The following is a 24,167-nucleotide window of genomic DNA, read 5'->3' as shown; positions in this document are numbered from 1 at the left end:
GGGAATAGGAGTGGGAAAAGAGCGAAACTTAGACGCTATGGCTTCCTGGGAAGAGGACTGAGGAATAGAGAGAAACTTTAACGCCATGGCTTCCTGGGAATAGAAGAGGGAAGATAGCGAAACTTTGACACTATGGCTCGCGAGGGAAGTGGACGTGGAAAAGAACACAACCATAGATCCACCGGAAGAAAACTGAGCGGCGGGACGCATACAAGAAGGGGAACCATTCCATTGGCCTTATAATGGGGTGGTTTTTTCTTTGAAAATGTGGAAGGGAGCCGGGCCGCCGATGTGAAGAATGAAAAACTTATCCACAGGCAGGAACAGACTTATGAAAATTGCGCGAATAATCTCCTTTTTGAGCTGATTATCCCCATAATATAGTTTACCTGTCCACAATTCCACAGCCAATTGGTGGTTATCCCCAGAAAATTAAAAATACCACCCATATTTATAGAGTGGTATCCACTGAAACTACTTATCCACATGTGGATGAATGAGTATTGGCCCGGCCGGCAATGTCCCATTCATGATGAAAGGGCGTTCCTAGTACGAAAATCGATACTTGAACTAATTTCAATTCGAACGCCTGACTTACTCCGAACATTGCTCTCTTAAAAAAGAACCTCTTTTCAAACACTGTATCTCTTCCAAACTTCAAGAAAATCAGCGGACTCTTCATTCGGTTCGGCCAAAACATCCAAGGTGGCGCCCGATTGCTTGATTTCGCCGCCGGCCATGATTGCGAGCCTGCTCGTAAAAAACTTCACTTCCATAAGGTCGTGGCTGACGAACATCGCGGTGGTCCCGGACTCCGAGAAAATTTCCCGGAAATCCTCCATCAGCTTGATTTTTGTTGGAAAATCAAGCGCTGAGAACGGCTCGTCCAAAAACAATATTTCCGGCTCGATAATCATCGCCCGTGCAAGCGACACGCGCTGAGCCTCGCCGCCTGAAAGGAACCGGGCATTTTTCCGGGCGAGATGGCTGATTTGGAACCGCTCCATCCACAAATCAACCCGCCGGGCAATTTCGCCGCTCGGAATTTTCCTGAGCTTCAGCCCGACCCCGATGTTCTGTGAAACCGTCGTATCGAGGAGCAACGGCTGCTGAAGCGCAATCGAAAATTTCCGGCGCAGCTCAAGCGGCGCCCCATTATTAGAAACTGCCTCGCCCTTGTAGGAAATCGTCCCTTCCGCAGGCGTTTCCAGGAAGGAGGCAATTTTTAGAAACGTACTCTTTCCGGCCCCATTTGGCCCCATTACACCAAGAAACTCTCCCCCGTAGAATGAAAACTCGGGGATATCGACGACTTTTCTTTTACCAAAAAAATGCTTGATACCTTGAAAATGAAGATATGGATTCATAGCGGCCGCTTCCTTTGCTGGAGGGTTGTCAGGAAAAACGTAATCAAAAACGCCAAGGACATCAAGATAAATGATAGGGCAATCGCGACGTCGAAGTTGCCTTTCGAAACTTCCATAACAATCGTCGTTGTTAGGATGCGCGTGTCGCCTTTGATATTTCCGCCGACCATCATCGCGGCGCCGACTTCAGCAATGACGCGCCCAAACCCGGCCATGACCGCGGCGAGGATGGCGATTTTCGCCTCTTTCAGTAGCAGCCAGAGCGATTGGGCTTTGGTTGCGCCAAGGGCTTTTATTTGTAAAAGAAGCTTCGGGTCAAGCGCCTGGAACGCCGATGCTGTCAGCCCGGTCACGATTGGCAGCGACACAAGGATTTGCGCCAGCACAATCGCAGCCGGCGTATAAAGGAGCGACAGGTCGCCGAACGGTCCGGAGCGCCAGAGCATGATCGTAATTGTCAAGCCCGCGACAACAGGCGGAAGCCCCATGCCAATGTTGATGAACACCATCAACAGGCTTCGTCCCGGAAACCTGGCGAGCCCGATGAGCATCCCGAACGGTATGCCGATCAGCGTGCTGACTAGGATCGACAGGAAGCATACCCGAAGCGTCAGTATTGTGATTTCCAGGATTTCCTTGTCTCCTGCCAGGATCATTTCTATCGCTTTTAAAAAACCATTCACAACTAAATCCATCGCAGCCAGGCCTTTCTTGTATGGTAGAGGTGAGCATGTTCATTTGTTATAGCGTCTGTGCAAGTAGCCAATTTTCCGTTTAGAGGTCGATGCCGGTTGGCGGTTACCGAGTTTAGAGTACCACGCCAGATGGCGGTTACCTTGTTATTTGGCGGGAACCCGGAGCGAAAATCAGCAGCAAAGTAGGATGGCCAATTTTAACAAAAGCAAAAAAACTGTGTATGAAAGCTACAATTCTATTAAACTACAAACCTGCAACGATTTAAAATAGGGTTGCCCCCGTCCTTGGCGAAAACGGGGGCAGATAAAAGGGAACTCTATAGAAACAGGAAGGGAAGGTCCTGTTTGCTACTGCTTGTTTCGCCCCGTTGTTGGAACCGGCGGAACGTTTTTTGGCAGGTGAATGGATGGCCGATTACTCGGTATACTTGAAGAACAGGGATTGGCCGTACTTCTCTTTGCCGAATTCTTCAATCATGTCCTGGGTCTTGCTGTCGACCATGAACTCGACGAACTGTTCGCCGCCCTTCGCATTGACCTTGCCGTGCTTTTCAGGGTTGACTTGCATGACGTGGTAAATGTTCTGCAGGTGAGGGTCGCCCTCAACGACAATTTCGAAGCCTTGCAAGTTTTTCTCCTGGGCGAGGTAGGTTGCCCGGTCAGTCAGTGTGTAGCCTTGTTTTTCAGAGGCGATTTGCAGGGTCGGCCCCATTCCCTGGCCGCTTTCAACATAGCTATCGCCAGCCGGGGTAATGGAAATGGATTTCCAGATGCCGAGTTCTTTTTTATGCGTGCCTGAATCATCACCGCGTGATACGAAAATGGCTTTCGAATCAGCGAGCTTCTTGAACGCATCCTTCGTTGGCATGCCTTTGATTCCGGCCGGGTCGCTTGATGGGCCAATGACGATGAAATCATTGTACATGACGCGCTTGCGGTTGATGGCATTGCCAGCGTCGACAACGGCCTGTTCAGCTTCAGGGGCATGGACGAGCAGGACATCCGCTTCGCCTTTCGTGCCCATTTCAAGCGCCTGGCCAGTACCGACGGCAATTGTTTTCACGTTTGCGTTATACTTTTCCTCGAAAACCGGAATGAGTACGTCGAGGAGCCCGCTGTCCTGCGTGCTCGTCGTTGTGGCGAGAATGACATTCTGTGGCGGTTCGGCAGCTTTTTTGTTTTCAGCCGGCTTTTTTTCGGCCGATGTTCCTGAGCTTGAGCAAGCGGATAACACTAGCAGGAAAGCGATCATGAGTACGGATGGATAGCGATTTCTAAACATTTGCAGATTCCTCCGGTTTAGTCGTTTCGTATATCATTGCGCCGAGTTCGCTGATGTTATAGCCTTCGAGATTTGAAAGGCTCTTCTTGAATTCTTCCGATTGTAAAAATGAAGCCAATTTTCCGAGAGTTTCGCGGTTTTCATCCGTCCAGCGGAACACTAGGTCGAATTGCTCGTTCGCGACTGGAATGAAGTCAAGGCCAAGGTGGCTTGCGGCTGAACGAATTCCGAATGCAACATCCGCGGCGCCTCTGCTGATGTGGGAGGCGGTGGAGAGATGTGTCCATTCCTCATTTTCATAACCATTGATTTCGGCTGGGGCAATCCCGTTCGCCAGGAGCTTCGAGTCAAGCAGGAACCGGGTCCCGGAGCCTTTTTGCCGGTTGATGAAACGGATCTCCTTCCTGGCGAGGTCACGGAAACCACGTATGCCCTTCGGATTTCCTTTTGCAACAATAAATCCTTGCTCGCGGGAAGCAAGCCGCATAACAGAGATTGTTTCATAGACGAAGAGCTGGTGGATGAATGGCAGATTGTATTGCTGGGACGCCGGGTCCAATAGGTGCATCGCGGCAATATCCGCCTGGCCGCGATATAGCATCATAAGGCCTTCAAGGCTGCCTATGTACGTCGGCTGAATTTGCAATCCCTGGGCAGCGGCGGTTTCCTTGACGAGATGCTCCACAAGGAAATCATGGCTTCCGGCAAGGCGCGCCTGGATTTGCCTGGTTGGCGCCGGCTGCTGTTCGGTTGCGGCTGGCTTTCGGGCGGGTGCCTTCATGGATTCCTTGTAGCGCTCGATTTCTTCATGCTCGATGCGCATCTTATTGCCGATTTTGAATGCCTGGAGCTCGCCGCGTTTGATCATTTCGTACACTGTGTGTTTGGAAATCTGGAAAATTCGCGCTACCTCATCTGGCTTATATGCCTTCAATTCCACGAAAGAGCCTCCTCTCACTAGCAACCTCGTATTTCCTTAAGTGTGTTTCAAAAATCTGATAGTTTTATAGTAAACGATTTCCAATGGAAGCGGAAGTGAGATTTGTTACAAATTGTTAAAATTCATTAAATTTCGTTAAGTTTTGTTTAGTCATGTATGGTTAGTTCCGGAAGAAGAGGGCGATTTAAGAAGAGTTTCGATGTCATTCACATAATCTCCACAAACGTCACGGATTGTTCAACGACTCACAGATGAGTTTTACTGTACTATGGAAGAGAGTGAATTTGTCTATAAGGAAGGGATATGTATGCCAAAGCTTCTATACGTAACCGCGACACCGAAGAACGATAGCAAACTTTCTAAAGGGATGCAGCTTGGCGAGGCGTTTCTGGATGCCTTCAAGCAGGAGCAGCCGGATGTTGAAATAACACATATGCATCTTTACGATATGGATATCCCGGTGATTGATATGGATATGCTGTATGCACGTGCGAAATTGAGCTTTATGGGGAAAAAGATGGAGGATTTGAGCGAAGGGGAGAGGAAGCAAATCACCGAGATGCACGCGCTCGCCGACCGTTTTATCGACAACGATTATTATGTGTTTGTGTCCCCGATCTGGAATCTTGGATCACCGGCCATTTTAAAATCATTCATGGATAACTTGTTCATTGCAGGCAAGACGTTTGATCCGGATCCCGGGAATCGCCAGGGGCTCCTGACAGGAAGGAAGGCCATCCACCTCCAGACACGTGGCGGGATTTACTCAGAGGGGCCGCTGAAGGACTTCAATTTCGGCGACCAGTACTTGACAACCGCACTAAGGTTCCTTGGGATGGACGTGCTCCCGACCGTATATGCGGAAGGCGTCGACCATTTTCCGAAAGAAGTCCCGGCCATCATGGCGGCGGCAAAAGAACGGGCAGCCGAAGCCGCACGCGTCATGGCGGACACAACGGAATAAGGCCCGCTAATCTTTAGTGTTAAGGTGATTGTGAAAATAATGAACGGCCTAAGGGATTCATTCACCTTAGGCCGTTTTAATTGCTTTTGAGCTTCGCTTTTTTAGTAGAGTTGCCCTTTTTCCAGTGGGCTTCATGGCTAAATTGCCATTTTTCACACTATTTCCTGGGAAATTTGTCGTACTGCGGAAATTTTGCTGTCGAGCTCTTCTTTTTAAAAAACCGAAACGAAACCATCCTTCCCCTCGACTATTGTTTCGTAACACATAAAACAATATTATTGGGGGTTAATGAAAATGGCTGTACGATTTCAATCTGCTAAAGGTTTTGTCTTGTTGGGGGCCGTTCTCGCACTGGCACTATCAATGATTTTTGCTCCATTTGCGAAAAAGGCAGAGGCGTCTGTTTCCTGGGGGCAAGAAGTATCGGAAGTGGCGAAGCGCCATATTGGCACGCCTTTCAAATGGGGCGGGACATCATCAACAGGATTTGATGCTTCAGGCTTCACTCAATTTGTTTACAAAAAGTCGGCCGCAAAACTCAGCCTTCCACGTACTTCAGCAGACCAATACAAGACCGGAAAAGCAATCCCGAAGAAAGACCTTAAAGAAGGCGATCTTGTATTTTTTAATACAAATGGCAAGGACGTTTCATGTGTAGGCATTTTTCTTGGCAAAAATAAATTCATCACGGTTACATCTTCTAAAGGAGTTTCCGTCCAGTCAATGGATACAGCGTATTGGAAAGACCGATACGTTGGAGCAAAGAGAGTCCTGAAACAGTAATACATTTTGATTCATTAGAAAGGACTGGGGGATTTGCGCCAGTCCTTTTGTGTTGAATAAAGTGATTTGTCAAACTGGGACTTTCCGCTGTAAGATGCTGAACGGCAAACCGTTCTTTTTTTTGAAAAATACCGCCAACTTGCCGGGTTTCCGCCTGAAATTAAAATTTGCCTGTAAACTGAAAGAATAGAACAATAACGCCCAAAATCCATACGTAAATCGCGAATGGTTTCAAGGAGTGGTTCCGCAAATAGCCTATCATCCATCGTACCGCGATATAACCGAAAATGGCTGCTGAAATGATGCCAACGATCAGGGCGGAGAGGGAAATGGTTTCGGCGCCGCCCCCCATCAAGTCAAACGATTGCAGGACGACTGCGCCGACGATGGCCGGTGTCGACAGCAGGAATGAAAAATAGGCCGCCGTTTCGCGGTCAAGCTTTCGCCAAAGCGCCGCGACGATCGTAAAGCCGGAGCGGGAAATCGCCGGCATGATTGCAGCCGCCTGAAATAGCCCGATAATAAACGAATCCTTATAGGAGATGTCCTCCATTTTTTTATGGCCGTTTTTAATGGAGTCCGCCATCCACAGGAATAACCCCGTGATGAGGAATTCCCAGCCGATTGTTGAGCCTGTTTTTGAAATTTCATCAATATAATCTTTTAACAAAAGGCCAACGACTACGGCGGGAATTGTTCCGACAACGAGCAGCCATGTGAGCTTGCCGAACGGGTTCCGGAGGATTTTTAAAAATTCGTGCCTGTAAAAAACGAATACCGCGGCAAGGGTACCAACGTGCAGCATCGTATCGAGCAGAAGCCCGGCTTCCTGCAGGCCAAATAAGTTTCTGCCGAGATAAAGGTGGCCTGTGGAGCTGATCGGCAAAAATTCCGTCAATCCCTGAATCAGACCTAAAATGAACGCTTCGATTTTCGTTAACATCGCGAACCTCCAATTTCGTTAATAACGTCCTTCGGGGGACATTCGAATGCGCGGGGCGGCTGGATTTGCTGTCCCTTCCAGGCAGGAAGAACAACCAGTCCATTATTATGTATGCTGAAATTGATTACGGTAGCCCTGGGTGGAACCTTGTGTTTCGGGAAAAACTAAACAGTAATTTCCATTTGCGCCATTTTATTTTAGTTGCCGTTTTGGGTAGCCGTCAAGGAAAACTGCACGATTAGGCTACCTGATCAAACGAGCTTATGGAAGTTTCATTGCCCCCTGCACAAAAGAACCGAGGTTGACCCTTGATTCAATTTCAGCGAGTTTGCAATACCTTGATCAGAGGAATAGGGTAGAAGATTCTAAAGGCTAGCGGCAGGCGACCAAATTTTACCTGGGACCGCTTTTATGTTGTGATTTCCTAACGAAAAAAATATAATGAAGTATTGTAACCATACCGTTTAAACGCGATTTTATTTAGGAAATTACGGAAAAAGGTTCAATAGATGATATTAGTAAAACTGTCACGCTTAAAAGGATAATGGCTTTGGGACCAGCCCGGCACCTTCCTTTCCATGAAAAGCGGGCAGCCAGCCGATGAACGCACAAAAAAACCCCCTTGCCGTTCCATGCAGGAAGGGACAAAGGAGAACTCCTAAAAATGAAAAATACAACTAAAATAGATTATAATCTTGCACTTATCCTGTTTCTGCTTTTCCTCTCTAGCTGCATCGCCATCTATAGCGCGCAAAGCTCCGGCCAGTACCACGGAAACTTCCTCGTGAAGCAAATTCTCTGGTACGCAGTTGGCAGCGGCATCATCGCCGCCGTTATCACGCTTGACTCCGACCAACTGAAAAAAATAACCTGGTATGCGTACGGTTTCGGGCTTTTTTTGCTTTTGCTCGTTATTATTGCGCCCGAGTCAATCGCCCCGCGCATCAACGGCGCGAAATCGTGGTTCAAGGTGCCTGGCATGGGTTCGCTCCAGCCGTCCGAATTTGTTAAAGTTTTTGTCATCATGGCACTGTCGAAAGTGATATGGGACCACCATCAGAAATACCCGGTTAAGTCAATGAGTACTGACCTCCTTCTTTTGGCAAAATTGGGCGCCGCGACATTTGCGCCTTTCGCACTCATCATGCAACAGCCCGATTTGGGGACATCTCTCGTCCTTCTGTCGATTCTGGCGGGGATGGTGTTTATCGCAGGCATCACCTGGAAGCTGCTTCTCCCGATTTTCGCCGGCGGAGCTTCCATTGCTGCAAGCATTCTATACCTGGTTATTTGGAAGCCTGAATGGCTTGAAAAATATCTCGGCTTCCACCAATACCAGTTCAGCCGGGTGTACTCGTGGCTTGACCCGTATACATATCAAAGCTCAATTGGTTTCCAGTTGACCCGCTCGCTGCTTGCGATTGGCTCCGGGCAAACGGAGGGGAAAGGCTTCGGTAAGTTGCAGGTCTACCTGCCGGAAAGCCATACAGATTTCATTTTCGCCGTCGTTGGCGAGCAATTCGGTTTCGTTGGCGCCAGCATCCTGATCTCATTGTTCTTTTTGCTCATTTACCATATTACCAAGGTAGGGATGGAAACGAAGAATAACTACTATACGTACCTGTGCGTTGGCGTCATCTCGATGATCACCTTCCATGTTTTCCAAAACATCGGCATGACCATCGGGCTCTTGCCCATCACCGGCATCCCGCTGCCCTTCGTCTCATACGGAGGAAGCTCACTCATGGGTAACATGCTCGCCATCGCACTCATCTTCTCCATCCGGTACCACTACAAAAAATACATGTTCTCAACCAAAGATTAGGTGGCCGGGCTTAGCCCGCCACCCATTCTTCGTTCGAGGGGCCATCGGATGGTGCCTGGCACCTTTTATGACAGCGATTTTATTCAATGACGCCGCTTTCGAGGATGGAGACACGGGGCTTGATGTTTACTTTTAAGCTTTTGTAGTCGGTTTCTTTCCATTTTTTATAGCTGAAGCCGCGGGTTTTCGATTTGACCAAGTGTCCAAATCCAAATGGGTCTACGCCTTTTTTCTGGAATTGAATTACGAGTTTTCCGGATTGTTTTCGTATTTCATTTTCTAAGGCGCGCTCAATTTCATTGACGATTTTTTGGTCAAGGTGATGCCCGGTATACTGGGGAAGGTAGCCCTTCACGTTGATATGGACATCAATTTCATAAGGGTTTCGGCGTACGAGCTTCTTTTTTAAAGTCGACCTTATGCTTTCAACAACAGCTTTCTGTTTGCCAAGGTTAACCCTTTGGACTCCCTTGCTGTATTTTTCTACCATTATTTTAAAGAAGAACATTTCATTTCGGGAAATCTTATCAACAACCCTTCCATCCTTCAAAAGGGCGATCCCGGTAAGCTGGACGGCTGTGTCGTCCTTTTTTTTAATAATAGGGAGGTAAGCGGTTCTTCCAGTCTGATAATAATCGGACATGAACAAATGCAAATTCGTTTTTGGCATGTCTCTTGTTTTAATGTTATGGTCGAGCAAATCAGAAATAAATGACGAGTTGCCCCGCTTTCCGTAATCTCCTTCAAGTATCTCTTGTGCTTTTCCATCTACGACTGCCAAATAAGTTTTTGTTCCGACTCCCGGGTCACGTTGAAGTGAGTCAAGAACTTGATAAATCCCTTTTTTGGCAAAGTCCATCCCAAACAGTGCCACCTCTAAGGAGCCCCCAACAATCGGATCCGATGACATCTGTTCAAAATTGTTGAAAAGATCCCGCGTTGGGGAAGCGGAGGTAGTCAGTGTATTATTTTCCACCTTTTGATCGGGCATATAGAAAGGGATTAAAGCAGTTCCAATTACTTTATCCCCATCACCTTTATCATAGCCGATGCCGGAGACAAGCCGGACATCGTCAATGATCTCCGATTGTACGCACCCGGCTAAAAGAAGCAATGAGCAAAGTCCAATCTGCAAGACAGCCCAACTACGTTTTTCCATTGCCTTTCACCTTCCTTGCGATGAGAACTGCGATAAAAAGGAGGGGTAAATAACCGAAATTTAGGAAGAGTCCTGTTCTCCCCATGACTGTATTTAGTAAAGCGTCCTGTTCCCTGGTTTGGATTAGCGTCATGGAGATAAGGATCACTACTGCAAGTACATAAACACTGTATTTTTGTTTTACATTGTAGGTACGCTTTAAGATCCGTGACGCAGCCCACAGGCCCATGCAAACAATTGGAAGGACGTTTAGCGTCCAGCTTACAATCCCAATATATTCAAACCGTTCAACGAAAGGCAATTCCACAATTTTAAACATAGAGAGTGTTGCCCAAATTGTCCGTTGCAGCTGGCCTTCTGAATAATAGCCAAATGAAATTAACGTGATGAACACATATTGAATGGTTGTAAAAAGAGCCCCACCCTGCGCCCATTTATGCGAATCCTGGGGATTTTTAATATACGGGATATAAACAAGCAAAAGTTCCCAGCCCATATAGGTGAACGACATGTGTAACGCCGCAAGTGTCAAATCCTTAATAGAATGGTCCATAATTGGCAGTAAATCCGAGTAGTCGGAAAAAGGGACTGTGTACAAAAAAACGAACAACAAATAAAAGGTTAAAAAGATCCCAAAAAAAATAATTCCCGTAATTGTCCTGAACCCACCATGAATGACGTATATGACCAAAAGGAGAAATGCCAGCCCGAACCAGAAAGTGCTAAAGCCAGGAAACATCCAAACCTGGACGATTTGGATGAAAGTCCTAAGCGTTACAATACTGAACGTTGTAAAATAAAAGATAAAGAGCAGGCTGATTAATTTTCCTAAAAACTTCCCATAAATATATTCATGAATAGAGACGATATCTCCGCCTGCAATACCCGCCATTTTGTAAATCATCCATATAATAGGGTGAATCGCCAAACCTGCAATCAGGACGGAAATCCAGGCATCATAGCCCGCATACTTGGCGATGATGCGCTGGAATCCGAGGACCCCGACCCCGAATTGCATTCCGTGTACGATAAAGAAAGCGAGGAATGGGGAAACCTTTGCCTTATCCGGAACCATACCAGACATCCCATCCACTCCTTTTAGTCGTCAATGTCTTTCAATTCCTTCAGCTTCTTCATATTTTTTGATTTAAAACGGACTGGGTTTTTCGTGCGCAAAAAAAGCGGCCTTGTTTTCTCGGACGAAAACGGAAACCGGATGAGCACATCCTTGTTATCGACCAGCCGCGGCGGATAAAACGGTTCGAGAAATGGCCTGTTCATGGATGTCAGCCTAATTAAATGGGTCAGCATAATACAAAGACAGAAAGCGATGCCAAGCAATCCCCAAAACGCAGCAAACAGCAAAAATGGGAAACGGAGCAGCCGGATTGTGTTGCCCATTTTATAAACGGGTGTTGTAAAAGAGGCAAGCGCCGCAAGTGCAACAAAAATTAGCAGGACATTGCTTGTAAGTCCTGCATCTACCGAGGCTGTCCCGATGACGATACCTCCCACAATACCGATTGTTTGGCCGACCTTTGTCGGAAGGCGGGCACCGGCCTCGCGCAGCAGTTCAATCGTCAGTTCAAGGAAAAGGGCCTCGAGGATGGGAGGAAGAGGGATTACTCTCCTCGAGCTGACTAGCGTAGTAAGCAGGTCCTTTGGGATTAGTTCATAGTGATATGTTAAGACGGCTACATATAAAGGAGTGACTAATACTGAAAATACGATAGAAAAAAAACGGATCAGCCTGAAAAAGGTTGACAGTATCCAGTTAAGGTAATAATCGTCAAATGAGCTGAAAAACTCCCCCAGCGTTGTAGGCGCGATTAGTGCATGAGGCGAACCGTCTACAAGTACAGCGATCTTCCCTTCGGCAAGGATGGATGCAACCCGGTCTGGTCTTTCCGTGTCCAAGAGCTGTGGGAAAGGGGAGTACATGTTATCGGAAATCAGCTGTACGATGAAAGAACTGTCAATAATTGTATCGAAATCGATAGCCTTTATTCTGTCTGAAATCGTTTTTACATTTTCCGAATTCGTAATGCCCTCGATATGGAAAATTGCGACCTTCGTTTTCGTGAGCGTGCCTATGATGATTTCTTCTATAACGAGTTCCTTAATCGGCAGACGTTTGCGAATCAGGTTCGTATTGATAGAGATCGACTCAACAAACGCTTCCTTGGGTCCCATGACACTGAATTCGACCTCAGGAGGGGCGATTGCCCGGACATTTGCCTCTTTCGTTTCAAACAGTGCGAATTTCCCTGGGTCTGTACTAACTGTTAAAAGAAGATAGCCTCTCAGCACCTTTTCTTCAAGCTTATCCGGTTTGTCCAAAATTTCGATTCCCGTCATCGGTACGAGTGCCGTTACATCGTCAATAAGTTCAAAATGCCGTTCTAGGAGAAAAGGGAGAATATCCCTCTGGACAACTTTCTCGTCCACCAAAGTAGAGAAAAAGGATAAATGGAACTTCACACCTGTCTTCCGATTCGAATATTCCTGCTGTGTAAAATCATTTGACCGTAAAATAATATCCGGAAGCGGCACCTCAACCCCAGCTTTCCGTCCCATAATCCACACCTCCACGCAATCAACAAACATATTATTTACCGGGTAAGGCAGATTTATGAAAAGGAATAGAAGATGGCGTATCCTTTCATACGTAATAAAAGTACTCGTCCCATCAAATTTTATCGATATGTAGGGGCGTAGTTACGGCCAGACAAAAAAAGCACCCGCCATAAGCAGGTGCGAAAGGGTATATAGGGAAGGGAGAGTTTTCATGCAATGGCATTTCACATGCCACGCGAAATTAGTCTGCGAAAATCTTTTCAATATCATCAAGCATCAGGTTAGCCGCAATAACGCCGCCAGCTGTGTTCCAGACCGTATCGCTGACTTTATGGACATTGCCCTTTTTAGAAACTTCAAGGTTTTTGAAAAGAGGGTCTTCAATCCACTGTTTTTCAACCTGGGACGCCTTGCCGTCGCCTTCTTCATATGTGAAGTAGAAAAGGATATCGCCGTCCATCGCCGGGATGCGCTCCTTTGTTACGTTCTTTTCGGCAAAATCGTCCACGTTCTGGCTTTCAGGCCGCGCAAAGCCGAGCTGATCAAGAATTACTCCCGAGAAGGTGTCCTTGTGGTAAATTCGGACGTCCCCAGCCATAAATCTGACCATTGAAACCTCCATGTTAAGCTTATCGCCAAGCTTGCCTTTCAGGTCCTCAATGCGCTTATCATAATCGGCAAGCACTTCCTTGCCTTTTTCTTCTTTATTAACAGCTTTTGCATATAGCTCGAAGTTTTGTTTCCAATCACCACGCAGCGTTTCGGCAAATACAGTAGGAGCAATCGCGTTCAGCTGCTCATAAATTTCTTCCTGACGCATCTTGTTGCCGATGATTAAATCTGGTTTAAGAGCCGCAACTGCTTCAACATTGACCTGGCTTTCAACGCCGACAACCTTTGCATCCTTCATCTCATCCTTGATATGGTCGTACCAAGGGTCGCCTGTCCACGATTGAACGGCTCCGACAGGTTTAATGCCCAGGGCCAGCAATGCTTCAGTGCCTTCGTTTGTTAAAATAACGACACGTTGGGGGCTCTTTTTAAGCGTAGTTGTTCCCATCGCGTGTTCTACTGTATAGCTTTGATCTTCCCCGGCTTTAGGCTGGTCCTTGCCTGCCGAATTGTCTTTCTCATTTCCTCCACAAGCCGCCAAAAGCAGCACCGCGAATATCGCCATTAGGGAGAATATGTATTTCATGTTCTTCATGGTAGTCTTGCCTCCTAAATAAGATAGATAAATAGGTTGTTTCAATTGATAATCATTTTCAATGACATCATCATCATAAAATGATATGTTCATCATGTCAACAAATTAATTGAAAATAATTCTCAACTATAAGGCGAAAATGTGAACAGGCATGCTGCCAGCAGGCGAAGCAAGCGGTGCCAGGCACCCAGGTGGGACATAAAGCGTCCAGCAGTGGTGCCAGGCACACAAGTGGGACGCAAATGAGAGCACCTAAACGAGGCACCTAAGTATCCATCGTTAGTTTGACAAATCGGTGAAAAGTGGCGAATCCAAATGAAAATGATTCTCAGAATCATTGACACCCTATCAGAGCCGCTTTAGACTAGAAGTATAACTAGTCAATTTTGTAAATGTGGGAAAGGTTTCTACTACTATGATCCTCCTTAGGAATACAGGTTTAAAATGGCTTGGCCTGTTTGCCGCCATTTTCATGATGCTTGCCCTGATGGTGGCGAGCGTTGTGTTTGGCTATACCGACACAACGATTAAAATGGCCATCGACACATTCACCAACTTTAATGGATCAAATGAACATATAATCATCGAATCGGTCCGGCTGCCGCGCGCACTTATCGCCGCAGCAGTTGGAGCGAGTCTTGGCGTGTCGGGGGTGCTTCTCCAAACACTGACGAAAAACCCTTTGGCATCGCCGGATATCTTTGGCGTTAATGCCGGTGCGGGAATGATGGTCGTCATCGCGGTCACTTTGCTCAAAGTTGACAGTATCCAGGCCTTCACCTGGCTGTCGTTTTTCGGAGCAGCCGCTGCCGCGATCGGCGTTTACGCTGTCGGGTCATTCGGCCGCGAAGGGTTGACGCCGATGAAGCTGACTCTCGCAGGCGCCGCGCTATCGGCAATGTTCGCGAGTTTTACCCAGGGGCTGCTCGTCCTGAATGAAGCGGCCCTCGAGCAGGTGCTATTCTGGCTGGCGGGATCCGTTGCCGGCCGGGAACTTGATAACCTTGTTGCGGTACTCCCTTACTTGGGTATTGGCTGGATCGGGTCGCTGCTCATCGCTTCAAAAATGAATGTCCTATCGATGGGCGAGGACGTGGCGAAAGGCCTTGGGCTTAACACCGCTTTTGTTAAAATTGGCATCGGTATCCTTGTTATTCTGCTCGCCGGCGGGGCGGTAGCGGTTGCCGGCCCGATTGGCTTTATCGGCATCGTCATCCCGCATGTAACCCGCTCGATTGTCGGCATCGATCACCGCTGGGTTATTCCGTATGCCGCGCTCCTAGGAGCCATGCTTTTATTGGCGGCAGATATCGGCTCCCGGTACTTGCTCATGCCACAGGAAGTGCCGGTCGGTGTTACAACTGCGATCATCGGCACCCCATTTTTCATTTATATTGCGAGAAGGGGGTTTAACAGCCGATGAGCCAATTCCGGAGCACTAGACTTTTAAAGGGAAAGGTTTCTTTCCTTCTTGATAAAAAAGCACTATTTGTCTTCTCGGGGCTTGCCATAGCCGCTTTCGCCCTTTTTGTAGCGAGCACGGCAATGGGGGAAATGAAAATAAACCCGCTTACCGTCCTCCAAGTATTTTTCGGCGGCGGAACCGAAATGGATCAGCTGATTGTTAAATCGTTCCGGCTTCCGCGCATCATCATCGCGCTTACGGTCGGCATGGGGCTCGCCGTAGCGGGGGGCATTCTGCAGGGGATGATCCGCAACCCGCTCGCATCGCCTGATATCCTTGGTATTACTGGGGGCGCATCGGTCGCAGTCGTAGGGTTTCTGGCCATATTCAGTGACAGAAGCAACGCCCTGACCGTCAGCATCGCCTGGCTTCCGGTCGCCGCTTTCATCGGTGCCGCGATTGCCGCAATCCTCGTTTACATTCTTGCCTGGAAAAATGGCGTCTCACCAATCCGCCTTGTCCTCATTGGGATTGGGCTTATGGCATTAATGAAAGCTTTAACAACGATGATGATGATTCTTGGGCCGATTTTTCAGGCGAGCCAGGCGAATATTTGGATTACAGGAACCGTCTACGGCTCGAAGTGGGCAAACGTTTCAATCGCCTTGCCGGCCACCATCATATTAATAGTACTAGCTATCATCGCCGCCAGAAACCTGAACATTCAGGAACTAGGCGATGATGTAGCCACTGGCCTTGGTTCGCGCGTGCAAAAACAGCGTTTCGCCTTGCTCGCAATTTCAACCGGATTAATCGGGACGTCAGTTGCGTTCGCGGGCGGCATCGGCTTTGTTGGCCTAATGGCTCCGCACATGGCGCGCAGGCTTGTTGGCTCATCATTTGGGGCGCTGCTCCCGGTGGCAGCCATCCTTGGCGGAATCCTTGTTATGGCCGCTGACCTTATCGGAAGAACGATGTTTTCCCCGCTTGAAGTACCCGCCGGTGTTTTCACCGCAGGCATTGGGGCACCCTACTTCATCTACCTTCTATTTAAAACAAGGAACCAGTAGAAGCAGGGCGGATTAATTGGAAAAAGAAAGTCTAAATGAAACAACTTGCTCATATTAAAAAACAAACCGATTTTGGAAAATCTTTTACGAAAAACAAAACCGACCCCAGATAAAATAGAAACCAAGTAAGCCATTGGAACAGAACGTGATAACGTGTAAAGGAGCTGTCTGAATTGACGCAAGCGCAAGCGATTGAAACGAAAGAACTGTCCCTTTCCTACGGAGATACATTGATCATCAAAGAACTCGACCTCAAAATTCCTAAAGGTGAAATCACTGTCTTTATCGGAGGGAATGGCTGCGGGAAATCGACCCTTCTTCGCTCAATTGCGCGCCTGCTGAAACCAAAATCAGGCACAGTCCTGCTTGAAGGGAAGTCCATTTCAAAGCTATCGACAAGGGAAGTCGCCAAAAATATGGCCATCCTTCCGCAAACACCTGTTGCTCCGGAAGGGCTGACCGTCCTCCAGCTTGTAAAACAGGGACGGTATCCGTATCAGTCGTGGCTAAGGCAGTGGTCCGAAGAGGATGAACAAAAAGTAAGTGATGCGCTGAAGGCAACCGGCCTTGAGGAACTGAAGGACCGCCCCGTCGATTCTCTGTCCGGCGGCCAGCGTCAGCGCGCTTGGATTGCGATGACACTTGCGCAGGATACCGATATCCTGCTTCTTGATGAACCGACAACGTATCTGGACATGACCCATCAAATTGAAATCCTGGATTTGCTCTACGAATTGAATGAGCGTGAAAACCGGACAATCGTCATGGTCCTCCACGATCTGAATCTCGCCTGCCGGTACGCCCATAACATCGTCGCCATCAAGGACAAGCAAATCTATGCACAAGGCCGTCCCGAGATCGTCATCAACTGCTCACTCGTCAAAAACGTATTTGGCATGGAATGCGAAGTCACAATGGATCCGCTCTTCGGAACGCCACTATGCATCCCATACGGAAAAGGCCGTTGCATCCTTAAAAATGCCGTCGCCGCTAACAGCTAAAATTATTTCGGTGCCGAACGGCAGTGGGCAACCATTCCTTCGGTCACTAAAAAGCAGATTTAGAGCCCGAACAGCAGTGGGCACCCGTTCCTTCGGTCACTAAAAGAAGATTTAGAGCCCGAACGGCAGTGGGCACCCGTTCCTTCGGTCACTAAAGATTTAGAGCCCGAACAGCATTGGGCAACCGATCCTTCGGTCACTAATAGAAGATTTAGAGCCCGAACGAACTGTGCCAGGCACCTTAGCACCTTGATGGGTGCACCGTACTTTTTAGGGAGGGGGTTTTGTGGATTTGGAGTTGATTGTTGGGAGATTGACTGATACAGAGAGGGGAGTTTTGAAGGATTTCCGTTTTGTGGATGAGCAGGTTGAGGGGATGGTTTCCGCTAAAACGCTGCTGGATCCGGCGGCGATGCATTCGTTGATTGAGCGGCTTAAGGTGACGTTCCAAACAGATTCCGATAAAGTGGCCGCATCCATTTTTATGAAACGGTATGCATTCCTTGCCGTCCTCGCCCTTTACACGATGACCGCCTGGAACAAAAAACTCGATATCCGTCCGGAAAACATTTATTTCGAGCCGCCTTCAGATGAGCCGAAATGGCTTCCGAAGTTTTTCCTGAAAAACACGCAAACAGAGGAATATGCCGAAGCAGACCGCCAGACCCTTTTCAGAAAAGGGGTTTCCGAGCTATTCGCAGGCCACATCAACCCGGTTATCGAAACACTTGCCAAAACGACCGGCCTTTCAAAACTGATCCTCTGGGAAAACACCGCTGTCTACATCATGTGGCTGTATGAATCAAAACTTGAAAACGAGCCCGCCGCCGCAGCAGACCTCGATTTCCTTCTCTGCAAAGCGGAAGGATCCCTGTTTGGCAAATACAACCGAAATCCAATCAGCAAATTTTACACTGAAAAAACATATGTGGATGAACTGGACGAAATGGTCCGGATTCGCCAAACATGCTGTTTTTCCTATTTGACCGGCGAAAAGGCGGCGCGATGCAAAACGTGCCCGTGTCGGAAGCTTGAAATGGAGGGCAAATGCACAAATGGACCAGAAGACGTTTGCGATGCAGTTCGAAGCCTTACTTGAAAAATACGCCGAACTCCTAGTCGGCACCACAGACAAGGACATCACCGAAAAAGTGAAAATGTATGCCCTCTACACCCACATCGCCAAGACAATGCCAGCCCTCACCAGGCATTGGAACGCCCTTTATCCGGATGCGAAAGACGAAATGAAAGAACTCATGGCCGAAATCAAACGCCTAAACGAGGTGCATCGGAACACAAAGGCGGATTCTCAGGCCTAGTGTGTTGGCCTTTTTTTAAAAAAGGGCCCAGGCCACCGGGAACTGAAGCAGCACCGGTGGCTTGGCTACCCACTTTGCCTAGCGCAAGTCTTCCTCTAGCAAACTCTTCGCAATTGTATGGCCAATCAAATAGGCGGATGCGGACGTGTTTCCGTCGACGGTGAACGGGATGATTTGGGCATCAGCGACAACGAGATTGCTGACTCCGTGGACTCTGCCCCTGTTATCGACGACTCCGCCTTCATGCAGTGGCGCCATCCTGAGCGAGCTTTGCTGGTGATGGTTGTGCCCGAAGTTTTCCTTAATATATTCCTCAAGCGCGGAATCATCGTCAATCGTTTCAAGTGAGGGGGAAACGAGCCGGTAAGAAGGGTCAATTTTTGAAAGTTCGAGCGCGATGGGCTTGATATAGCTTCTGAAAATTGCCTTGACTGCTTCCAGATCGTATGGGTCTTCGAGAAATGCCTCGTCGGCGAGAACGATTTTCAAAGGGTCATTGTTTTGGAGGCGGATGGTCCCGCGGCTTCTCGGCTGCAGAAAAAGGATGACGATGACGAAATTCCCCTCCGAGACGGAGCCGATCAGCTGAACACCGCGCCTCGCTTCCCCGCCTTCAAGTGGATTTGGCAGGAACGCTCCCCCCGTATAAAGGGCGGACGGATCACGCTGAACCGCGGGGATATCCCTTTGATTCATTGTAAAGACAGCCGTATTCAACGTATGGTTCGTTAAAAACTTGCCAACGTTAGGGTTATGGAATATTACCGGAATTCCCGCTTTCTCAAGGTCATTCCCGGGTCCGATGCCGGACAGCATAAGGAGCTGCGGACTATTGATCCCTGTGGAAACAATCACTTTCTTTCGGGCAAAAACCTTCACCTTTTTTCCTTCTCGTAAAATTTCCACTCCTACTGCCATCTTTTCTTTAAAAAGGACGCGGAGCGCTGTCGAACGATAAAGTAGCCTCAGCTTCCGTCCGTTAACCCCAAATCCATTCGCATCAACAATGTCCCGCGACAAAAAGGCAGTCGAGGCGCTTTCCCGCTCCCCGTTTGGTTTTTGGGTCAATTGCCATCTCGTGAATGCACCAGTAGCCGTTGCTGGGTCATTATAGTCTTCAATAAATGGAACCCCTGTTGCCCGCACGATTGCCGAAACGAGTTTCCTGGATGCAGCGGGTGGGTGCTCCGGCGCTTGCCTAATGGACAATCTGCCATTGAAACCATGAATCCTTGGATTGAATTGTATTCCCCTAAAACGTTCGAGCTCGCGAAAACTCCGGATAGCCTCAGCAGGCGACCACATCGGCCCTAATAGCCGTTCCCATTCCCGCATTACAGCTGGAGTAGGGCGGACATACTGCTCCCCATTTATGGATGAGCCGCCTCCGGAAAGCCGTCCGGTTGTCCATTCGAAGGACCGTTCATTGACTCTTTCCTGGGGCACGCCCTCCCCCTGCCAAAAGTAGTTTGGAAAGAAGTGCTCCTCAAGCTCGGGTGCGAACCGGGAATCCCGTATTGGCCGGTCACGGTCATTGTTATCCCCCGCCTCAAGGATAAGCACCGACGTTTTCATGTCATCTGTCAGCATCTTCGCCATCACCGCACCAGCCGGACCCGTTCCGACGATTATATAATCATATAGCGAATTGGAAAGTTTTCCATGGACCATTCCTTCTCGTCTCCTATACACAATTTCTTTATTTTATGAGAAGAGTGGACAGGAGGAACCGGGCGAATTGCATATTTGTTTTTTTACTATATCTGCCATCGTGGAATTGTGTTAAAATTTAGAAAACTGAAGGACGTCCAAGGGGAGGAAGCCTATGAAGGCCACAAAAAGAACGATCAACCAAATCGATTATACGTTTACAGACAACGGAGGAGCGGCCGTTTGCTTCATGTTCTCGGGAGCCGGCTACACATATGATCGACCGCTTCTTTACTATTCGACGATGGCCTTGCTTGAGCGAGAATATGATGTGGTCCATATTCATTATTCCTACGATTACCGGGCGCTGTTCGAGCTACCTTTAGAAGGAATCTGTGATACCATGTGCAGCGATATCCACCCCGTGATAACCGAAGTTCTTGGTATAAAGCAGTATGAATCCATTCTTTTTTTAGGAAAATCGCTCGGGACAATTCCAATCATCCATAATTTTATGAGAAATAACCAATATGGAAATTCGAAAATGGTACTCTTGACGCCGCTCCTGAAATACAATGATATATCCGAAACATTAAAAAATTGCCGCCAGCCGGACTTGGTCGCCATTGGCGAGAACGATCATCATTTTATCGAAAGCAGAGTCGTTGAAATCGGAACCAATCCGATGGTTAAAGTCATGGCGATCCCGAATGCCGACCATTCCCTTGAAATCGTGCCGTATAATATACGACAGTCCCTTTCTGTGATGGAACAGGTCATGGAGAGACTGGCTGATTTTATAAAGTGAGGCTTTAGTATAAAACTCATTCTTAATGTAGGGGAAAGCAGTTTGCCAGCTGCCATGCCAATAAAACAAAGGAGCGGAACATGAGATTACTTTTAATTGCCGTATTGATGAGTATTGTCGGCGGGGCACTTTGGATGCTTGGCCCAATCGGCGGCATCATCGGGKTTGGCATCATCACAGCCCTGTTGATTGAACTGCTGATTATTTTGAAGGATGTGGAATTCACGGTATCTGGGCTGGGACCAAAGCGGGACAAAGTGAAGGAATTTGTTGAGGAAGTCTTGTTGAAAAAGGATGACGTTGATTTGAAGTAGGCTGGGATTTTGTGTTAGATAGTATGCAATACGGAATATGCCCAGGCCAACTGAAAAAGCCCCCATCAATCAGGAGGCTTTCTTTTTTGGAAAAATATTTTCCTTCAAGTGCGTTGCAAGGATAAACGATGTGTTACTGGACATTCCCGCCATATGGAAGCTGGTCGCGGTAACCGGAGAATTGTTGGGCCTTTTTTTGAAGCGATTGCGCCTGGGCCGGCTCAACTTTGTACCAGCCTTCCTGGAACATAACATTGTACAAATGGCGCTGGAGATTCTGCGTCTCATTGTACATATCGAGTACATCCTTGTACAAGCCCATGTGGCTCGCCTCATTCAAAAATACATCATAGCCGTGGGTCATATATTTCTCTGTCGCCAGCAAATCGTTGATAAAATCCCGGTCATTCATGGAAGGGTTTTTCTCAACCTGGGTCGGTTGATTTGAAATCGAATTGTTGGTCATCGTCCGTTCCTCCTACTGCTGCATGTACTGCTGCGCATTTTGGTTCTGATGGGCATTCAAATGGCCAAGGATTTTCTCATAATGGCGCTGGTGCATCTGCCCAACCTGCTCGGCCTCAGCCCGCATCGCTTCAATCTGGCAATGCTGCGCGTAAAAATGAGCCTTCTTCGCCGCCATCAAATTCCACGTCAGCATATCCGTCAAATACAGCTCATCCTTCCCGGACAACACATTCGGCGGCTGCTGCATAAACCCCTGCTGATTCTGCATACCCTGATTCTGCTGCTGTTGCATAATCAAAACCTCCTGAACAAAATAATCCCGCATCCGTTAACATCCCCAACCATGGCAGGAATATACAAAGATAACCCGGTGCCAGGAGCCAGTGTGGAACAGAAAACGTCCCGGTTGGGTGCCAGGCACCATTTAGAAGAGAGAACAGTCGGTTTTTGATTCATATATGGGAATGGATTGGGGTGCGGCTGCATGCTTTAACGGCCAGCCGCCATTTCTTCCTTAAACTTGAGCAAGCACTTCCGGCAAATGCACACCTTGTGCAACAACTCATTTGGGATTAATTCGAAGATTCCGCTTGGGAACTCTTCATGAGTGCACCAGCAAGACCCATGTTGACCGGACATACACCCGTTCTCCTCCCCGCAAAGCGGGCAAACATTTCCAGCCATCCGCAACCCCTCCATAATATGTTTTTTCTCTATTTTAAGCTTTTTTGGTGGGGAGTCCCATAAAAATTATAAAAAGAAGGCACCCGCGATGGGCGCCTCCGGATTAATCCTTCTTAAATTGATTATTTTGGCTATTTACCTTATTCTTTCGATGCCGAATATTATGCGGACCCGCATTTCCCTTCACACTCGCCGCACTTACACCAGCTTCCGAGGGATTCTTTTTCAACCTCGCCATCAACATCACCCCTTACCTTAACATCCCCAGCTTAATCATAATTAAAGAGGTAAATTTGGGCTTTGTGATTTTATATCTTGAGATAGTGTTTAACATTATTTATGCAATTATCTACAAATGCCATTGGACAATAAAAAAATCCCGGCACAAGGCCGGAAAAATTTTGTTCTGTATTTTACAGAGGGTGGGGAATATGAAAAGTGGGGTAACTTTTCATACTTCCATCGTATCCACCCAATATGAACACTATGTGAACGTAATGTTAAGAAATTCTAAAGTTTTAGGAAGATTGAACTTTTTTCATCCGGACGCCAGAGGTGGGACATAAAGTGACCAGCATTGGTGCCTGGTACTGTGTTCGTTGCTTCACAAGCCTTTTTCGGTAAGTCTTTGATATTGGAGGATGTAGCCGTCGAGTTCCTGGCTGGCTAGGATGGTGGCTTCGTGGTTGATTCCCAGCTGCTGGCTTTTTTCAAGTAATTCAGTCCGAAGTAATTCGATATAGTCAGCCATTTCGTCCAAATTTCGAATTAGTGGATTAGCGATGGACAACCCTCCTGTCAGGAATAGTTCAAATATAAAAAAGATCCGGCCAGAAGCCGGATTGGTAAGACTCTATATTAAAAGAGGGGGGAGTATGAAAAAGTATGAGGGTTCCTTTTCACAAACCCATCATACCGTCCAAAAATGAACAAACTATGAACAAACCTTTAACATTTCCTTAAATTAAACCTAATGCGAAACTGTTCAAAAGTTGGGAAATCCTTGCGAATAGACAACGAAAAGTTAAAGAGTGGGTAAAAAGCGAAAAAGACAAAATCCTCCTGTAATTTTAAACGAAAAATAAAAAAGGGTTTTCCCCTACAATAGCGAATCTTAAACCAAAAGATAAAGGGGGAAGCCGAAATGTATCAATATTTTAACGGCCTCGTGATCAGGGAAGGAACGGAAGGTGTTCCCGCCGAAAAAGTCGAAGCCCTTTTCGAAGATGCCGGATGGGCCCGGGACACGCCGAATTGGCAAAAGGAAAAATTTACTTTGATTTTCAAAAATTCGACTTGGGCTTTCACGGTTTGGGATAAAGAGGACATGATTGCCATGGTCCGCGTCATCTCTGACCAGGTTATGGCCGCAACAATTATGGACCTCATCGTCCGGTCAGACCACCGGGGCAAGGGCATCGGCCAAAAACTTGTCGCCCTCTGCCTCCAAAAACTCCCGCACGGGGACTGGTTCGCCCACACATCCGCCAATAACTTCCCGTTCTACGAAAAATGCGGCCTCGAGGTTAAAAACTCTGCCGAAAAAGGAACATGCGCTTACTTTGGGTACATCCAGGCTCGATTGGATGGCCACCGTAAATAAAATGAGCTGGGCCTGACCAACGAATAGGGAAGATGGAGAACAGGAGTTGTGTACTGGTCATAATGCCCGCTTCGCCATTAAATTTTTCATTTTTTATTTATTG

The 24,167-nt window shown here is 47.6% G+C and carries 26 protein-coding genes; 11 read left to right on the top strand and 15 right to left on the bottom strand.

Going from position 1 to position 24,167, the window contains the following annotated elements; translation table 11 throughout:
* Positions 1-632: 632 nt before the first annotated feature.
* From ADU24_RS18985 to ADU24_RS18970, 4 genes are all read right to left on the bottom strand, one after another.
* Positions 633-1,367, bottom strand: coding sequence for an ATP-binding cassette domain-containing protein (locus ADU24_RS18985; protein WP_053368104.1), 735 nt, complete (start codon positions 1,365-1,367; stop codon positions 633-635).
* A complete protein-coding gene (locus ADU24_RS18980) occupies positions 1,364-2,062 on the bottom strand; it encodes an ABC transporter permease (protein ID WP_053368103.1) in 699 nt (232 codons plus the stop codon). The genes ADU24_RS18985 and ADU24_RS18980 overlap by 4 nt, the downstream gene beginning before the upstream one ends.
* A gap of 415 nt (positions 2,063-2,477) precedes the next feature.
* Positions 2,478-3,344, bottom strand: coding sequence for a substrate-binding domain-containing protein (locus tag ADU24_RS18975; RefSeq protein WP_053368102.1), 867 nt, complete (start codon positions 3,342-3,344; stop codon positions 2,478-2,480).
* Complete coding sequence (locus ADU24_RS18970; protein ID WP_053368101.1) at positions 3,337-4,284, bottom strand: helix-turn-helix transcriptional regulator; 948 nt, start codon at positions 4,282-4,284, stop codon at positions 3,337-3,339. The genes ADU24_RS18975 and ADU24_RS18970 overlap by 8 nt, the downstream gene beginning before the upstream one ends.
* A 307-nt stretch (positions 4,285-4,591) precedes the next feature.
* On the opposite strand from ADU24_RS18970, the gene ADU24_RS18965 reads away from it, so the two are divergent.
* Together ADU24_RS18965 and ADU24_RS18960 are read left to right on the top strand one after the other, a co-directional pair.
* Positions 4,592-5,248 carry an FMN-dependent NADH-azoreductase gene (locus ADU24_RS18965; protein WP_053368100.1) on the top strand — a complete coding sequence of 219 codons (657 nt, stop codon included), beginning with the start codon at positions 4,592-4,594 and terminating at the stop codon, positions 5,246-5,248.
* Between the two features lie 294 nt (positions 5,249-5,542).
* Complete coding sequence (locus ADU24_RS18960; RefSeq protein ID WP_082306975.1) at positions 5,543-6,031, top strand: C40 family peptidase; 489 nt, start codon at positions 5,543-5,545, stop codon at positions 6,029-6,031.
* Positions 6,032-6,191: 160 nt separating this feature from the next.
* Here the strand turns inward: ADU24_RS18960 and ADU24_RS18955 are convergent, their stop codons facing one another.
* Complete coding sequence (locus ADU24_RS18955; protein ID WP_053368098.1) at positions 6,192-6,974, bottom strand: undecaprenyl-diphosphate phosphatase; 783 nt, start codon at positions 6,972-6,974, stop codon at positions 6,192-6,194.
* A gap of 664 nt (positions 6,975-7,638) precedes the next feature.
* On the opposite strand from ADU24_RS18955, the gene ADU24_RS18950 reads away from it, so the two are divergent.
* Positions 7,639-8,799 (top strand): FtsW/RodA/SpoVE family cell cycle protein, encoded by a 1,161-nt coding sequence (locus ADU24_RS18950; RefSeq protein WP_053368097.1) that lies wholly within the window; start codon positions 7,639-7,641, stop codon positions 8,797-8,799.
* A 79-nt stretch (positions 8,800-8,878) separates the two neighbouring features.
* Here ADU24_RS18950 and ADU24_RS18945 read toward each other — a convergent pair whose 3' ends face one another.
* The 4 genes from ADU24_RS18945 to ADU24_RS18930 form a co-directional block, all read right to left on the bottom strand.
* The gene (locus tag ADU24_RS18945; protein ID WP_053368096.1) at positions 8,879-9,958 is read right to left on the bottom strand and encodes a Ger(x)C family spore germination protein; all 1,080 of its coding nucleotides are present in this window, start codon (positions 9,956-9,958) and stop codon (positions 8,879-8,881) included.
* Positions 9,945-11,042, bottom strand: coding sequence for a GerAB/ArcD/ProY family transporter (locus ADU24_RS18940; protein ID WP_053368095.1), 1,098 nt, complete (start codon positions 11,040-11,042; stop codon positions 9,945-9,947). Before ADU24_RS18940 ends, ADU24_RS18945 begins: the two co-directional genes overlap by 14 nt.
* Before the next feature lie 14 nt (positions 11,043-11,056).
* Positions 11,057-12,535: a spore germination protein gene (locus ADU24_RS18935; protein ID WP_053368094.1), complete on the bottom strand. Its 1,479-nt coding sequence runs from the start codon at positions 12,533-12,535 to the stop codon at positions 11,057-11,059.
* A gap of 241 nt (positions 12,536-12,776) precedes the next feature.
* Complete coding sequence (locus ADU24_RS18930) at positions 12,777-13,742, bottom strand: ABC transporter substrate-binding protein (RefSeq protein WP_053368093.1); 966 nt, start codon at positions 13,740-13,742, stop codon at positions 12,777-12,779.
* 415 nt (positions 13,743-14,157) lie between these two features.
* Here ADU24_RS18930 and ADU24_RS18925 point away from each other — a divergent pair, with 415 nt between their 5' ends.
* The 5 genes from ADU24_RS18925 to ADU24_RS18905 all read left to right on the top strand — a co-directional run bounded on the left by ADU24_RS18925 (position 14,158) and on the right by ADU24_RS18905 (position 18,537).
* A complete protein-coding gene (locus ADU24_RS18925) occupies positions 14,158-15,165 on the top strand; it encodes an iron ABC transporter permease (protein ID WP_053368092.1) in 1,008 nt (335 codons plus the stop codon).
* On the top strand, positions 15,162-16,217 hold the full coding sequence (locus ADU24_RS18920; RefSeq protein WP_053368091.1) for a FecCD family ABC transporter permease: 1,056 nt from the start codon (positions 15,162-15,164) through the stop codon (positions 16,215-16,217). Before ADU24_RS18925 ends, ADU24_RS18920 begins: the two co-directional genes overlap by 4 nt.
* A 173-nt stretch (positions 16,218-16,390) precedes the next feature.
* Entirely contained in the window at positions 16,391-17,218 is an 828-nt protein-coding gene (locus ADU24_RS18915) for an ABC transporter ATP-binding protein (RefSeq protein WP_053368090.1), read from the top strand.
* 286 nt (positions 17,219-17,504) lie between these two features.
* Positions 17,505-18,317: an IucA/IucC family C-terminal-domain containing protein gene (locus ADU24_RS18910; RefSeq protein ID WP_053368089.1), complete on the top strand. Its 813-nt coding sequence runs from the start codon at positions 17,505-17,507 to the stop codon at positions 18,315-18,317.
* Positions 18,274-18,537 carry a DUF2573 family protein gene (locus ADU24_RS18905; RefSeq protein WP_053368088.1) on the top strand — a complete coding sequence of 88 codons (264 nt, stop codon included), beginning with the start codon at positions 18,274-18,276 and terminating at the stop codon, positions 18,535-18,537. Before ADU24_RS18910 ends, ADU24_RS18905 begins: the two co-directional genes overlap by 44 nt.
* A 78-nt stretch (positions 18,538-18,615) precedes the next feature.
* Here the strand turns inward: ADU24_RS18905 and ADU24_RS18900 are convergent, their stop codons facing one another.
* Complete coding sequence (locus tag ADU24_RS18900; protein WP_053368087.1) at positions 18,616-20,208, bottom strand: GMC family oxidoreductase; 1,593 nt, start codon at positions 20,206-20,208, stop codon at positions 18,616-18,618.
* 154 nt (positions 20,209-20,362) lie between these two features.
* On the opposite strand from ADU24_RS18900, the gene ADU24_RS18895 reads away from it, so the two are divergent.
* Together ADU24_RS18895 and ADU24_RS18890 are read left to right on the top strand one after the other, a co-directional pair.
* Entirely contained in the window at positions 20,363-20,995 is a 633-nt protein-coding gene (locus ADU24_RS18895) for an alpha/beta family hydrolase (RefSeq protein ID WP_053368086.1), read from the top strand.
* Positions 20,996-21,075: 80 nt separating this feature from the next.
* Positions 21,076-21,309 (top strand): hypothetical protein, encoded by a 234-nt coding sequence (locus ADU24_RS18890; RefSeq protein WP_053368085.1) that lies wholly within the window; start codon positions 21,076-21,078, stop codon positions 21,307-21,309.
* Positions 21,310-21,442: 133 nt separating this feature from the next.
* On the opposite strand, the gene ADU24_RS18885 is transcribed toward ADU24_RS18890, so the two are convergent.
* From ADU24_RS18885 to ADU24_RS22730, 5 genes are all read right to left on the bottom strand, one after another.
* Positions 21,443-21,775 carry a spore coat protein gene (locus ADU24_RS18885; RefSeq protein ID WP_053368084.1) on the bottom strand — a complete coding sequence of 111 codons (333 nt, stop codon included), beginning with the start codon at positions 21,773-21,775 and terminating at the stop codon, positions 21,443-21,445.
* 12 nt (positions 21,776-21,787) lie between these two features.
* Positions 21,788-22,069, bottom strand: coding sequence for a hypothetical protein (locus ADU24_RS18880; RefSeq protein WP_053369005.1), 282 nt, complete (start codon positions 22,067-22,069; stop codon positions 21,788-21,790).
* 197 nt (positions 22,070-22,266) lie between these two features.
* The gene (locus ADU24_RS18875; RefSeq protein ID WP_053368083.1) at positions 22,267-22,461 is read right to left on the bottom strand and encodes a cysteine-rich CWC family protein; all 195 of its coding nucleotides are present in this window, start codon (positions 22,459-22,461) and stop codon (positions 22,267-22,269) included.
* Between the two features lie 103 nt (positions 22,462-22,564).
* Positions 22,565-22,699, bottom strand: a complete 135-nt coding sequence (locus tag ADU24_RS22735) for a YuzL family protein (RefSeq protein ID WP_082306974.1) — start codon at positions 22,697-22,699, stop codon at positions 22,565-22,567.
* Between the two features lie 366 nt (positions 22,700-23,065).
* On the bottom strand, positions 23,066-23,251 hold the full coding sequence (locus ADU24_RS22730; protein WP_156324637.1) for an aspartyl-phosphate phosphatase Spo0E family protein: 186 nt from the start codon (positions 23,249-23,251) through the stop codon (positions 23,066-23,068).
* Between the two features lie 354 nt (positions 23,252-23,605).
* Here ADU24_RS22730 and ADU24_RS18865 point away from each other — a divergent pair, with 354 nt between their 5' ends.
* A complete protein-coding gene (locus ADU24_RS18865) occupies positions 23,606-24,064 on the top strand; it encodes a GNAT family N-acetyltransferase (protein WP_053368081.1) in 459 nt (152 codons plus the stop codon).
* Positions 24,065-24,167: the final 103 nt, after the last annotated feature.

The sequence above is a fragment of the Bacillus sp. FJAT-27245 genome (assembly GCF_001273955.1).
Classification (GTDB): Bacteria; Bacillota; Bacilli; order Bacillales; family Cytobacillaceae; genus Bacillus_D.
The sequence above is the reverse complement of the archived record's forward strand: the minus strand, read 5'-3'. Positions and strand labels throughout refer to the sequence as shown.

Bases quoted from the DNA above. Each gene is read 5' to 3' on its own strand.
- ADU24_RS18935 (WP_053368094.1), bottom strand. From the start codon at position 12,535: ATGGGACGGAAAGCTGGGGTTGAGGTGCCGCTTCCGGATATTATTTTA.
- ADU24_RS18955 (WP_053368098.1), bottom strand. From the start codon at position 6,974: ATGTTAACGAAAATCGAAGCGTTCATTTTAGGTCTGATTCAGGGATTG.
- ADU24_RS18920 (WP_053368091.1), top strand. From the start codon at position 15,162: ATGAGCCAATTCCGGAGCACTAGACTTTTAAAGGGAAAGGTTTCTTTC.
- ADU24_RS18925 (WP_053368092.1), top strand. From the start codon at position 14,158: ATGATCCTCCTTAGGAATACAGGTTTAAAATGGCTTGGCCTGTTTGCC.
- ADU24_RS18975 (WP_053368102.1), bottom strand. From the start codon at position 3,344: ATGTTTAGAAATCGCTATCCATCCGTACTCATGATCGCTTTCCTGCTA.
- ADU24_RS18985 (WP_053368104.1), bottom strand. From the start codon at position 1,367: ATGAATCCATATCTTCATTTTCAAGGTATCAAGCATTTTTTTGGTAAA.
- ADU24_RS18895 (WP_053368086.1), top strand. From the start codon at position 20,363: ATGAAGGCCACAAAAAGAACGATCAACCAAATCGATTATACGTTTACA.
- ADU24_RS18930 (WP_053368093.1), bottom strand. From the start codon at position 13,742: ATGAAGAACATGAAATACATATTCTCCCTAATGGCGATATTCGCGGTG.
- ADU24_RS18900 (WP_053368087.1), bottom strand. From the start codon at position 20,208: ATGGTCCATGGAAAACTTTCCAATTCGCTATATGATTATATAATCGTC.
- ADU24_RS18905 (WP_053368088.1), top strand. From the start codon at position 18,274: ATGGACCAGAAGACGTTTGCGATGCAGTTCGAAGCCTTACTTGAAAAA.
- ADU24_RS18950 (WP_053368097.1), top strand. From the start codon at position 7,639: ATGAAAAATACAACTAAAATAGATTATAATCTTGCACTTATCCTGTTT.
- ADU24_RS18875 (WP_053368083.1), bottom strand. From the start codon at position 22,461: ATGGCTGGAAATGTTTGCCCGCTTTGCGGGGAGGAGAACGGGTGTATG.
- ADU24_RS18965 (WP_053368100.1), top strand. From the start codon at position 4,592: ATGCCAAAGCTTCTATACGTAACCGCGACACCGAAGAACGATAGCAAA.
- ADU24_RS18885 (WP_053368084.1), bottom strand. From the start codon at position 21,775: ATGACCAACAATTCGATTTCAAATCAACCGACCCAGGTTGAGAAAAAC.
- ADU24_RS22735 (WP_082306974.1), bottom strand. From the start codon at position 22,699: ATGGCGAGGTTGAAAAAGAATCCCTCGGAAGCTGGTGTAAGTGCGGCG.
- ADU24_RS18960 (WP_082306975.1), top strand. From the start codon at position 5,543: ATGGCTGTACGATTTCAATCTGCTAAAGGTTTTGTCTTGTTGGGGGCC.
- ADU24_RS18880 (WP_053369005.1), bottom strand. From the start codon at position 22,069: ATGCAACAGCAGCAGAATCAGGGTATGCAGAATCAGCAGGGGTTTATG.
- ADU24_RS18940 (WP_053368095.1), bottom strand. From the start codon at position 11,042: ATGTCTGGTATGGTTCCGGATAAGGCAAAGGTTTCCCCATTCCTCGCT.
- ADU24_RS18945 (WP_053368096.1), bottom strand. From the start codon at position 9,958: ATGGAAAAACGTAGTTGGGCTGTCTTGCAGATTGGACTTTGCTCATTG.
- ADU24_RS18980 (WP_053368103.1), bottom strand. From the start codon at position 2,062: ATGGATTTAGTTGTGAATGGTTTTTTAAAAGCGATAGAAATGATCCTG.
- ADU24_RS18865 (WP_053368081.1), top strand. From the start codon at position 23,606: ATGTATCAATATTTTAACGGCCTCGTGATCAGGGAAGGAACGGAAGGT.